This window comes from Serratia sp. 506_PEND (assembly GCF_001076875.1).
Lineage (GTDB): Bacteria > Pseudomonadota > Gammaproteobacteria > Enterobacterales > Enterobacteriaceae > Serratia > Serratia marcescens.
Genome location: NZ_JVEL01000069.1, coordinates 1 through 11,850, shown reverse-complemented (window position 1 = coordinate 11,850; position 11,850 = coordinate 1). Strand labels below are relative to the sequence as shown.

Here is an 11,850-nt window from a genome sequence, read left to right as displayed (position 1 = left end):
GCCCAACGCATCGATATCCAGCACCGTCTCCCAGCCACAGCGCAGCCTGGCTTATGTGATTTACACCTCCGGCTCGACGGGGAAACCCAAAGGGGTGATGAACGAACACCGCGGGGTGATCAACCGACTACTGTGGATGCAAAAGGCTTATACACTGACGCCGGATGATGTCGTGCTGCAGAAAACGCCGTTCAGCTTCGACGTCTCTGTGTGGGAGTTTTTCTGGCCGATGATGGTCGGCGCCCGGCTGGCCATCGCCAAACCGGGCGGTCACCAGGAACCGGATTATCTCAGCGCCTGCATCGCACAACATGGCGTCACCACACTGCATTTCGTCCCCTCTATGCTGCAACTGTTTCTGCGCCACGGCGATATGGCGCAGTGCGCCTCCCTGAAACGCATCGTGTGCAGCGGCGAGGCGTTGCCGCTCGCTACGGTACAACGTTGCCTGCAGCAGTTGCCGCAGGCGGAACTGCACAATCTCTACGGCCCGACGGAAGCCGCCGTAGACGTTTCCAGTTGGCAATGCCTGCCCGATGATCCTCGCCCACTGGTACCGATCGGTAAACCGATCGCCAATACCCAGCTCCATATTCTGGATGACCAACTGCAACCGTTACCGCCTGGCATCGCCGGCGAATTGCATATCGGTGGTATTCAGGTTGCCCGTGGTTATCTGAACCGCGCGGCGCTGAGCGCCGAGCGATTTATCGCCGACCCTTTCAGCGCCGAGCCGCAGGCCCGCCTGTATAAAACCGGCGATCTGGCCCGCTGGCTGCCGGATGGCAACATTGAGTATCTGGGCAGAAACGATTTCCAGGTCAAAATCCACGGCCTGCGCATTGAATTAGGTGAGATCGAGCAACAGCTCAGACAGTGTTCAGGGGTTGAAGACGCGGCCATTCTGGCGCGGGAAGACGAAAGCGGCGGCAAGCGCCTGGTCGCCTATGTCATCGCCCCAGAGCAAACGGCCGCCGCCGCCGAATGGCGTCGGCAATTGCAGCAACACCTGCCGGACTTTATGGTGCCGTCCTGTTTTATCCGGCTGGATGCTTTTCCGCTGTCGCCCAACGGCAAGCTGGATCGCAAAGCGTTACCGGCACCGGCCAACATGCAGGAAACCGCTGCTTATGAAGCCCCGCAAGGCGAGCTGGAACAGCAGTTGGCCGAACTGTGGAGCGAACTGCTGGGCACAACGCGCATTGGCCGCGACGATGATTTCTTCGCGCTGGGCGGCCATTCGCTGCACGCCATTCAACTGCTGGTTAAACTGAAGCGACACGGGCATTCGTTAGGCATTAAGACGCTGTTTGCTCACTCGACGCTGCGCGGCCAGGCCCGTATCCTCACCGACGGCGTGCCCGCAACGGCTCCAGCCACCTCCGAACCCCTGCAGCAGCTATTGACGCGTCTGAATCAGGCCAGTTTTACCTTTAAACAGGTAGAGCGCCTGAACCACGCCATCACCCCCGACAGCGTTTGGATGATCCATCCCGCCGTCACCGGTTGCGATGTTTATCGCGATCTGGCGAACTATTTAGAAAAAGATTTCAATGTGTTAGGCATCAACAATTATAACCTGTTCCAACAGCCGCACATCACTTCGCTACGCGAGCTGGCGGCGTATTATCTCGGCCATATGCGGTTGTCGCCGGCGCGCCCCGTCCGTCTGTTGGGTTGGTCGCTAGGGGGCCTGATCGCGCTGGAGATGGCTGCTCAACTGGAAAGCCAAGGCTATCGCGATATCCAACTGTTCCTGCTTGATACCTTCTACCGAACCCCATTCCAGATCCGCAGCGAGCCGGGCATGCTGGCGGCGATGCTGGCCATGTTGGGTATTGACGGCGAGGCCGCCGACCGGGCATTAAAGGCCGAGCCGACGGAGCTGACATTGGCGAAACAAACGCTCAGCGCACCGTTGCAACATGCACGCATCACGCTGTTCAAGGCGACCGAAGATGCAAATCTGAATATCACCGACCTGGGCGATGAGCGGGAGCTGCTGGCGATTGCCGACAATGGCCTGTCGGCAATCTGCCAACATCTGCAGGTGCATCCGTTGCCCTGCAATCATCACTCTATTATCTTCAGCCACGAGGAGATAGGACGCGCCTTGCGCCAGTCATCGCGCACACCGGCGATGCTCGGCAACCTTCCTTGACGCTCTACGGTCTGCGGCGCCGTTCGCCGCAGACCGCCTCCTTACCACATCAGCCGGCCGATAAGTGGCGCGGCCACCACCGTGATAATGCCGGCCAACATCATCACCAGGCTCGACACTACGCCCTCCTGTGGCCCCAGTTCATAGGCGCGGGCGGTGCCGGCGCCGTGCGACGATGCGCCAAAGCCGGCCCCTTTCGCCAGGCGGCTGCGTACAGCCAGCCGCAGAAACAGAATGTCGCCCACCGCCATACCGAACACCCCGGTGATCACCACGAACAGCGCCACCAGGTCCGGCTGGCCGCCCATCTGCTTGGCGGCCTCCAGCGCAAACGGCGTGGTGATCGAGCGCACCGCCAGGCTGCGCTGCACCTCTTCCGGCAGCGTCAGCAAACGCGCCAGCCACACCGAGCTGTACACCGCCACCAGCACCGCCGTCGTCACCCCGGCGGTCAGTGACAGCCAGTGGCGACGAATGATATGCAGGTTCTCGTACACCGGCACCGCGAAGGCGATGGTCGCCGGCCCCAGCAGCCACAGCAGCCAGTGGGTTTCACCGATGTAGTCCTGATAGGAGATGTGGGTGACCACCAGCAGCAACACCAGAATCATCGGCGTCAGCACCAGCGGCATCAGCAGCAACGTGCGGCGGCGGCGATAGAGTTTCTTGTTGGCGAAATAGAGCGCCAGCGTCGCCAGAAAACAGGCCAGGCTAAGGATAAAATCATTCATGGCGCTGCTTCCGCCGCTGCAGCCAAATCTCCAGCCGATACACCCTGTCCACCACCAGCCCGGTGGCGCCCAGCGTCAGCATGGTGCTGATCGCGATCACCAGAAAGATCTTCCAGCCCTCGACCATCAGCAGCTGGGCATAGTTGACCACCGCCACCACCGCCGGCACGAAAAACAGCAGCATTTCCGCCAGCAGCCAGCGGGAGCCGGCCTTGACCCAGCTGAGCGGCAGAATGCGCAGCAGGATCAGCGCCAGCAGCATCAGCATGCCGACGATATTGGCGGGGAGCGGCAGGTGGAATTGTTGCACCAGACGATCGGCGATCAGAAACAGCGCCGCATACAACGCCACCTGGATCGGTACCTGCAAACGGGTCAGCAGGGAGGGGGCAACGCGGCGTAACGCCAGAGACATGAAAGATGACCTCGAACAATAAATTGACGGCCTACAGTATACGCAGCCGGGAAACCACGCCTGAAATGAATTAAAATTATCGTCATCATGCCGTCCGGGAATAGTTTCCCGCCGGTAGCGTCCCCAAGGAGAACCCTAACGTGGATGTCCGCACCCTGCGCTACTTCGTTGAAGTGGTGCGCCAGCAAAGCTTCACCCGCGCGGCGGAAAAACTGTTCGTCACCCAGCCCACCATCAGCAAAATGCTGCGGCATCTGGAGGAAGAGCTGGAATGCACGCTGCTGATCCGCGAAGGCCGCAAGCTGCGCCTGACCGACAGCGGCCAGGCGGTGTACCAGCGCGGCCTGACGATCCTCGACGAATTCCGCCAGCTGGAGGCGGAACTGGAAGACATCAGCTCGGTGAAAAAGGGCGTGCTGCGGCTGGGCATTCCGCCGATGGTCGGCAGGCAGATCGCCGATCTGATCCGCCGCTTTCGCCAGACCTACCCCGGCATCGAATTGAAGATTTCCGAACTGGGCGGGCTGTCGGTCGAACAGGCGGTGATGTCCGGCGAACTGGATCTGGCGATGACCGTGTTGCCCTTCGATTCGGCGCAGCCGCTGACCTTTCTGCCGCTGCTGGGCCACCCGATGTGCGTGGTGGCGCCGCGCACGCCGCAGTGGCTCAACCGCACCCGCATCAATATCGCCGAATTGGCCGACAGCCCGATCCTGATTTATAACGAAGACTTTGCGCTGTACAAGATGCTGATGAAGGCGTTTCGCCAGGCCGGTTTTGAACCGCAAATCGCGGTGCGCAGCGGCCAATGGGACTTCCTCGCCTCGATGGTGCAGGCCGGCGTGGGCATCGCCATGCTGCCGGAGCCGGTTTGCCGCTGGCTGGACAAGGAAAACCTGGTCTGGCTGCCGCTGGAGCCGCGCATGGAGTGGAAAATCGGCCTGATCTGGCGCCAGGGCAGCTACTTGTCGCACAGCGCGCAGGCCTGGATCGCCTGCTGCCGCGACTACTGGCCGCCGCTCAAGTAGCCAAAAAACAAGGGCCGCACAGGCGGCCCTTCAGGACAGAAATAAAGAGGAAAAACGTTAATTCCCCCTCTGAGGTTTACCCTTCGCGCTCGATCAACAGCGCTTCGAGCAGGTCGAGATCGTGCAGCAGTTTTTGCAGCGTCTCGTTGCTGATTTTCTGCGTGGCGCGCAGATGGTACAGCTCGCCGCGCTCGGCGCGCAGCGCCGTCAGGCGGAAACGCCGCTCGAGGTTTTCCATCGCCAACGCATTCTCGATATCGTCTTTCGACGCGATACGCCGCCGCAGCATGCCCGTCACCCGCGAGCTGACCTCTTTCAACACCTGCGGATCGAGGTTTTCTTCGGTATCGGCAACCAGGCGCTCTTCCATTTTATTCACGCTCTCGATCGCCACCTCGGCCGCCATGGCGATCGCCATGCGCTCTTCCTGCTTGCTGGCGCTCTTGTCGGCCACCTGCACGCCACGCAGCAGCAGCGGCAACGCCAGCACGCCGACGATCAGCGACAGCAGGATCACCCCGGCGGCGATAAACACCAGCTGATAGCGCGCCGGGAAGGCAGTGCCGTCGCTCAGCAACAGCGGTATCGACAGCACGCCGGCCAGGGTAATCGCCCCGCGCACCCCGGCGAACGACGCCACCCACAGCTCACGCGTGCTGTAATCGCCGAACTGCAGCGGACGCTTTTTCATAAAGCGGTTGCTGGCCTTCTTCATTATCCACAGCCAGGTAAAACGCAGCACCAGCAGCGCGGCGTAGATGGTGGCCACGTCGGCGAACAGATACCAGGTCTGGATGGTCGGATCCAGCTCCGCCTGCAGGATGGAGGTTTCAAGAATGCCCGGCAGCTGCAGGCCCAACATGATGAACACCATGCCGTTGAACACGAACTCCAGCATCGCCCACACGCTGTTGGCGCGCAGGCGCATCGCCAGCGGCGCGTTGCGGATCACGCCGGACTGGCTGATGGTCATCCCCGCCGCCACCGCAGCCAGGATGCCGGAGACGCCGATATGTTCGGCGATCAGATAAGAAGCGAACGGCAGCAGCAGCAGGAACACGATCTGGGTCGCCGGATCGTCGCCGCTCCAGCGGCTCATCACCCGCAGCGATTTACTGTAGGTCCAGGTGACCGCCACGCCGGCCAGCAGGCCGCCGATCGCCACTTTGAGGAATTCAAGGGTCGCGCCGCCCACGGTGAACACCATGGTGCCCATCGCCACCGCGATGGCGAACTTGAGCGACACCAGGCCGGACGCGTCGTTCATCAGCGCCTCGCCCTCGAGCACCCCCATGATCGGCTTGGGAATGCGCCCTTTGCCGACGATGCCGGACAGCGCCACGGCATCCGTCGGCGACAGCACCGCCGCCAGCGCGAAGGCCGCCACCAGCGGAATGCCCGGCACCATGGCGTAGATCAGATAACCGACGCCGACCACGGTGATCAGCACCAGCACCAGCGCCAGGCCGAGAATTTCACGCCCGTGATGCAGGAACTCCCGCGTCGGCGTTTTCCAGCCGTCGGCGAACAGCAACGGCGGGATGAACAGCACCAGGAACAGTTCGGGATCAAAATCGACGTGCAGCCCGAAATGCGGCCAGGCCAGCAGGGCCCCGATGGCGATTTGCATCAGCGGCAGCGGCACCTGGAACGGCAACATGCGCGTCACCACCCCGGACAGGGAGACCACCAGGATCAAAATGAGGATTGTAAAAAAGATTTCCATGCTTTCCTTAGACTCTACGATTCAGACGACATCGGCTCAGGGCCTGCGTTGGTCACGATAGTAGATCACTTTTTTTACAGCCGTTAAAGCTTGTTGTGCCTTTCAAAACGCGGTGCAGAGCAGAAGAAGACTTATCTTAAGAAGGGAATTGCCGTAACAGGCTCCCCCGCCCGGCGGGCGAGGGAAACCCAAGGGGCTTAAATCGCCCAGCCGCCGGCGTAGAACGCCACCAGCGCCACGGCGATCAGCACGGTGCCGATGTTCAGCTTGCGCCATTCGCCGGAGAAGATGCGGCCGATGACCAGCGAGCTGAAGCCCAGCATGATGCCGGTGACGATGTTGCAGGTCAGCACGATGAACACGGCGCACAGCAGGCCGGCCATCGCGTCGACGAAGTCGTTGAAGTCCAGCTTGGTGACATTGCTCAGCATCAGCAGGCCGACGTACATCAGCGCCGGCGCGGTGGCGTAAACCGGCACCAGATAGGCCAGCGGCGACAGGAACAGGATCAGCAGGAACAGAATGCCGACCACGGTGGCGGTCAGGCCGGTCTTGCCGCCCGCGGCGGTGCCGGCGGCGGACTCGATGTAAACCGCAGCGGGCGCGGCGCCCACCAGGCCGGAGAAGATGCTGCTCAGGGAATCCGAGGTCAGCGCCTTGCCGCCGTTGATGATCTGCCCGTCTTTATCCAGCAGATTGGCCTGCCCGGCCACCGCGCGGATGGTGCCGGTGGCGTCGAACACCGCAGTCATCACCAGCGCCAGCACGCTCGGCAACACCACCGGCTGCAATGCGCCCATGATGTCCAAGCTGAAGATCAACGACTTGCCGTCAGCGTCCGCCAGGCTCGGCATGGCGAACAGCCCCTGGTATTTCACCGCCGGGTCGAAGATCAGGCCGATGATGGAAATGGCGATGATCACCAGCAAAATGCCGCCGGGCACGCGCAGTTTCTCCAGGCCGAAGATCACCGCCAGGCCGACCAGCGTCATGACGACCGGGAAAGAGGTGAACGCGCCGAGCGCCACCGGCAAGCCATCCAGCGGGTTCTTCACCACCAGGCCGACGCCGTTGGCGGCGATCAGCAGCAGGAACAGCCCGATGCCGATGCCGGTGCCGTGCGCCACGCCCATCGGCAGGTTGCGCAGGATCCAGGCGCGGATGCCGGTGACCGAGATAATGGTAAACAGCACGCCCATCAGGAACACCGCGCCCAGCGCCACCGGAATGCTGATGTGTTGGCCCAGCACCAGGCTGAAGGCGGTAAAGGCGGTCAACGAGATCGCACAGCCGATGGCCATCGGCAGGTTAGCCCACAGCCCCATCAACAGCGACCCCAGACCGGCCACCAGGCAGGTGGAGACGAACACCGCCGCCGGCGGGAAACCCGCTTTGCCCAGCATGCTCGGCACCACGATCACCGAGTACACCATCGCCAGGAAGGTGGTCAGCCCCGCCACCACCTCCTGACGCACGCTGCTGCCGCGCGCGGAAATTTTAAAATAGCCATCAAGCCCGCCGGTTGGTTTTGCGGCGTGGTTCGCTTGAGAGTTCGACATAGGTTACTTCCCCTGTGTTTCATGAATCGGCCCGTCACAGCAGGCCTGTAATCTCGCCCGCGCCCGATCGCCACGTAATCGTTTACGTCACGTTCCGCATCCTTGCCCTTATGCCACACCGCCAACGGCGATGCGCACCCAGGCAAACGTTTAACTCGCAGCGCGCGGTACGGGTGATTTATGGTGGTTTATTCAAGGCAAACGATTATCCTGCCTTCCCTAGCGTCTAATCAACTAAAGATCGCGGCAATTTATGCAGAAAGCGGCGGTAATGGCGCTCGCGCGATAAAACCGGGACGACGGTCGCCCCGGCGAACGCCGTCATGGCGGGGTTATTGCGTCTGCACCGCAGCGGGATCCATATACATCAATTCCCAGATATGACCGTCCAGATCCTGAAATCCATGGCCGTACATCACGCCGTAGTCCCGCGGCGGGTGGTAGGTGTTGCCGCCGCCGGCGACCGCCTTGCGCACCAGTTCGTCCACCGCCGCCCGGCTGGGTTGCGACAGGCACACCAACACTTCGGTGGCCTGGTTGGCATCGCCGATCGGGTTCGGGGTAAACATCCTGAATTTGTCGTGGGTCAGCAGCATCACGTAAATCGTGTCGCTGACCACCATGCATGCGGCGGTATCGTCGGTAAATTGCGGGTTGAAGCTGAAGCCGAGCTGGGTAAAAAACGCCATTGAGGCGGGCAGATCGCGTACGGGCAGGTTAACGAAGATTTGCGTAGCCATGGGCTACCTCCGATGAAGAATGACCCCATCGAGTATAGCCCATCCGCTTAACTCAGCAGGTCGTAAGGACCGCCCTGCTCCAATGCTCGCTGGTAGGCGGGCCGGGCGTGAATGCGCTGCAGGAAGCCGCGCAGTTTCGGGCAATCATCCAACGCGCCGCGCGCCGCCATCGCCTCCAGCGGGAAGCTCATCTGAATATCCGCTGCGCTGAAGTCGTTGCCAACGAACCAGCTGCCCTTATTCAGGTGCTGTTCGAGGTATTCGCAGTGCGGCGCGATCTGCTTGTCGAGGTATTCCCGCTGCACGCCTTTGCCGATCGCGCCGGCCACCGGCCGCAGCAGCCAGGGGATCGGCGGCTGGCCGAGACGGCTGAACACCAGCTTCATCACCAACAGCGGCATCAGCGATCCTTCGGCGTAGTGCAGCCAGTAGCGGTATTGCTGACGCGCGTGGAAGTCGGTTGGCATAAACATGCCCTGTGCGTCGTAGGCTTCCTGCAAGTATTCGATAATGGCGCCGGATTCCGCCAGCGTCAGATCGCCATCGACGATCACCGGCGATTTGCCCAGCGGGTGGATCTTTTTCAGCGCCGGCGGCGCCAGCATGGTCTGCGGATCGCGCTCGTAGCGCTGCACCTGATAAGGCACGCCCAGCTCTTCCAGAAACCACAGAATGCGCTGCGACCGCGAGTGATTGAGATGATGAACGATGATCATGACGAAGCCCCTGTCCGCTGCCACACCAGTTCGCCAACCTGCACGCCGTTGCCGAGCTGCAGCGGCACCGTGCGCAACGTCAGCCGATCGCCGCTGAAAGCGTAAAAACGCACCTGACGGCTGCCTACCCAGTTGGGGAACGAACAGCCTTCGACCTGATGCACCACCCGCTGCTCGCTTTCTTCCACCTGATAGTGGCCAAAGTAGCAAATCATATTGATGAAGGCGGCGCGGATCTCCCGCTCAGACCCCTGCGCCAAATCGGCGGCGGCGAAACGCGGCCGCACGGCGCTGTAAAGCTGCGCCGCCATCGTGCCGTTGGCCTCATAGTGGATGCGCCCCAACACCTGCTCGCCCAGCGGGTAATTCAGCTCGCCGTTCTGGTTTTTGAACACCGACGACACCAACGCCCAACTGCCGATAAACGCGCTTATCGTCATGACGCTTCTCCGGTTAAGGATCGTCTGTAAAGGGTAGTGGCGATTTTTGCCCCGCGCCAGCGGATGAAAAACAATCAATTTATTTGACAAAGATACTCAAAACTCTCCGATTTTTTATTCACATCCGGTGCACTAGTATTTAACACATCGAGAGACAACGGGCTCTCACCTAACAAACACTCTGAGGAACGCATCATGAAAAACGTCAAAATTTTTGCTACCGCTGCGCTGCTGGCTACCGCTTCTTTCGCAACCTTCGCCGCTGACCTGCCTTCCAGTCAACCTGCTGCAGACGCCCAGAAGATCGGCGTCGTCACCGTGAGCGGCGCCGCTAACCTGAGCGCGCTGGAAAGCGAACTGGCCAGCAAAGCCGCCGCGTCGGGCGCCAGCTCCTACCGCATCGTCGCCGCCGGTGGTCAGAACAAACTGTACGGCACCGCAGAAATCTTCAACTGATCGTCGGACAGCCAACCGACGGAAGAAAGAAGCCCCGCAAGGGGCTTTTCTCGTTGTGGGCAGGCAAAGCTCTTTGTGAACAGTGGCCGCCGGACATTTCACCGATACTGGGAATAACGCCTTACCCTCACCCACTTTGGAGAAATAACATGACCACAGCACTCCCACTGCAAGGCAAAGTCGCATTCGTTCAGGGCGGTTCCCGCGGCATCGGCGCCGCCATCGTTAAACGCTTGGCGAGCGAGGGCGCCGCCGTCGCCTTTACCTACGCCGCCTCGGCCGATCGCGCCGAAGCGGTGGCGAGCGCCGTTACCACCGCCGGCGGCAAAGTCCTCGCCATCAAGGCCGACAGCGCCGATGCGGCGGCGCTGCAGCAGGCGGTTCGCCAGGCGGTGAGTCACTTCGGCAACCTGGATATTCTGGTGAACAACGCCGGGGTATTTACGCTGGGCGGCACCGAGGAACTGGCGCTGGACGACCTGGATCGCATGCTGGCGGTCAATGTGCGCAGCGTATTCGTCGCCAGCCAGGAGGCGGCGCGCCACATGAACGACGGCGGCCGAATCATCCACATCGGCAGCACCAACGCCGAGCGCGTGCCGTTCGGCGGCGCGGCGGTGTACGCGATGAGCAAATCGGCGCTGGTCGGGTTGACCAAGGGCATGGCGCGCGATCTCGGCCCACGCGGCATCACCGTCAATAACGTGCAGCCCGGCCCGGTGGATACCGAGATGAACCCGGACGCCGGCGAGTTCGCCGATCAGCTCAAGCAGCTGATGGCGATCGGCCGTTACGGCAAAGATGAAGAGATCGCCGGTTTCGTCGCCTACCTGGCGGGCCCGCAGGCGGGTTATATCACCGGCGCCAGCCTGAGCATCGACGGCGGTTTTTCGGCGTAGCGATCAAAGCCCCGCAAGGGGCTTTTTTTCATTCGCTCGCCGACGACCGCTCCCCACCTCGCACGGCATATTCGCCTTCAAAGACAATAATAGAATTAGTTTATGCGCAAAAATGGAATAGTTTATTGACGATTCTGTTATTTATTCACCAGGCCGACGTCTTTATCCTTCGCTCCATCGTGTCGTACCGGACACCCTTATTTTTCGAACCTTCGAACACAGGATAAAGATATGAAAACCATGACCACCGTTATTTCACTCGCTCTGTTTTCCATGCTGTCGTTTAACGCCGCGGCAGAAAGCGTGACCGCAACCGGCAGAACGCTGGACTCCACCGAAGCCCTCATCGCTAAAAAAGCGCAAGAGGCCGGCGCAAGCGGCTACAAAATCACCAGCGCCTACATGGGCAATTTCGTCACCATGAGTGCAGAGCTGAAAAAATAATATCAATGACGCCGCTCGCACGGCGTTATTTATTTCCGCATAAGGAAGTCATCGTCGGGTGGTTATTCACCACGCGTTATAAAGCATTACGCTAAAGCACCCGCGTACTAAAAAATGAGCCTCTTTCTCCACCGGTTATTATTCGGCGGCCTCACGCCGCCAATTTCCGGAGGCTCATTTTCATTCACCCTGCAATACTCCGTTATAAGGATGAGTCACTGATGAAATCATTGTATCGCCTCTCCCTCTTGCTGCCCTTGCTGGCCGCAGTGCCCGCGCACGCCGCAGAATCCGCCGCGCAGTCGTCAGACTGGTATCCTTCCGTTTACGGCGCAAAAGACGAAATCGGCGCAGCCAACCTGCTCACGCCAGAGGTCGTATTACAGTCTGTGCAGTTGGTAAAACAAGGCAAGACATTGCCATTGGCGGTGCCCGTCGATAAAGATTTCCCGGCGTTCCGCCACCGCAGCTTCCGCTTATATAATATTCAGCCTGGTCAGCAGGACGGTAAAACGCTTGGCCCAAATAAATTCAC

General features: G+C 60.6%; 12 protein-coding genes and 1 pseudogene. 6 read left to right on the top strand and 7 right to left on the bottom strand.

What is annotated here, in order from left to right; translation table 11 throughout:
• Nucleotides 1-2,161 (top strand): amino acid adenylation domain-containing protein (locus tag ADK28_RS02420; RefSeq protein ID WP_048794784.1); only part of this gene is annotated, 2,161 nt, incomplete at its 5' end.
• A 41-nt stretch (nucleotides 2,162-2,202) separates the two neighbouring features.
• Here the strand turns inward: ADK28_RS02420 and ADK28_RS02415 are convergent.
• Entirely contained in the window at nucleotides 2,203-2,892 is a 690-nt protein-coding gene (locus ADK28_RS02415; RefSeq protein ID WP_004936833.1) for an LrgB family protein, read from the bottom strand.
• Nucleotides 2,885-3,307: a CidA/LrgA family protein gene (locus ADK28_RS02410; protein ID WP_028127545.1), complete on the bottom strand. Its 423-nt coding sequence runs from the start codon at nucleotides 3,305-3,307 to the stop codon at nucleotides 2,885-2,887. The genes ADK28_RS02415 and ADK28_RS02410 overlap by 8 nt, the downstream gene beginning before the upstream one ends.
• A 140-nt stretch (nucleotides 3,308-3,447) precedes the next feature.
• On the opposite strand from ADK28_RS02410, the gene ADK28_RS02405 reads away from it, so the two are divergent.
• Nucleotides 3,448-4,335, top strand: coding sequence for a LysR family transcriptional regulator (locus ADK28_RS02405; RefSeq protein WP_016930254.1), 888 nt, complete (start codon nucleotides 3,448-3,450; stop codon nucleotides 4,333-4,335).
• Between the two features lie 76 nt (nucleotides 4,336-4,411).
• Here ADK28_RS02405 and ADK28_RS02400 read toward each other — a convergent pair whose 3' ends face one another.
• The 5 genes from ADK28_RS02400 to ADK28_RS02380 form a co-directional block, all read right to left on the bottom strand.
• On the bottom strand, nucleotides 4,412-6,061 hold the full coding sequence (locus tag ADK28_RS02400) for a Na+/H+ antiporter (protein WP_016930255.1): 1,650 nt from the start codon (nucleotides 6,059-6,061) through the stop codon (nucleotides 4,412-4,414).
• A 197-nt stretch (nucleotides 6,062-6,258) separates the two neighbouring features.
• Nucleotides 6,259-7,620, bottom strand: a complete 1,362-nt coding sequence (locus ADK28_RS02395) for an NCS2 family permease (RefSeq protein WP_004936819.1) — start codon at nucleotides 7,618-7,620, stop codon at nucleotides 6,259-6,261.
• Nucleotides 7,621-7,952: 332 nt separating this feature from the next.
• Nucleotides 7,953-8,360 carry a VOC family protein gene (locus ADK28_RS02390; RefSeq protein WP_033639279.1) on the bottom strand — a complete coding sequence of 136 codons (408 nt, stop codon included), beginning with the start codon at nucleotides 8,358-8,360 and terminating at the stop codon, nucleotides 7,953-7,955.
• Nucleotides 8,361-8,407: 47 nt separating this feature from the next.
• Nucleotides 8,408-9,076, bottom strand: coding sequence for a glutathione S-transferase family protein (locus tag ADK28_RS02385; protein WP_016930257.1), 669 nt, complete (start codon nucleotides 9,074-9,076; stop codon nucleotides 8,408-8,410).
• Nucleotides 9,073-9,516, bottom strand: a complete 444-nt coding sequence (locus ADK28_RS02380) for a lipocalin-like domain-containing protein (RefSeq protein WP_033639278.1) — start codon at nucleotides 9,514-9,516, stop codon at nucleotides 9,073-9,075. Before ADK28_RS02380 ends, ADK28_RS02385 begins: the two co-directional genes overlap by 4 nt.
• A gap of 195 nt (nucleotides 9,517-9,711) precedes the next feature.
• On the opposite strand from ADK28_RS02380, the gene bhsA reads away from it, so the two are divergent.
• The 4 genes and pseudogenes from bhsA to ADK28_RS02360 form a co-directional block, all read left to right on the top strand.
• The gene (bhsA, locus tag ADK28_RS02375; protein WP_033639277.1) at nucleotides 9,712-9,972 is read left to right on the top strand and encodes a multiple stress resistance protein BhsA; all 261 of its coding nucleotides are present in this window, start codon (nucleotides 9,712-9,714) and stop codon (nucleotides 9,970-9,972) included.
• 149 nt (nucleotides 9,973-10,121) lie between these two features.
• Nucleotides 10,122-10,871 carry a 3-oxoacyl-ACP reductase family protein gene (locus ADK28_RS02370; protein ID WP_048794783.1) on the top strand — a complete coding sequence of 250 codons (750 nt, stop codon included), beginning with the start codon at nucleotides 10,122-10,124 and terminating at the stop codon, nucleotides 10,869-10,871.
• Nucleotides 10,872-11,102: 231 nt separating this feature from the next.
• Nucleotides 11,103-11,315 carry a DUF1471 domain-containing protein gene (locus ADK28_RS02365; protein WP_004936800.1) on the top strand — a complete coding sequence of 71 codons (213 nt, stop codon included), beginning with the start codon at nucleotides 11,103-11,105 and terminating at the stop codon, nucleotides 11,313-11,315.
• 221 nt (nucleotides 11,316-11,536) lie between these two features.
• Nucleotides 11,537-11,850, top strand: a pseudogene (locus ADK28_RS02360) (cyclase family protein); the annotation flags it as partial.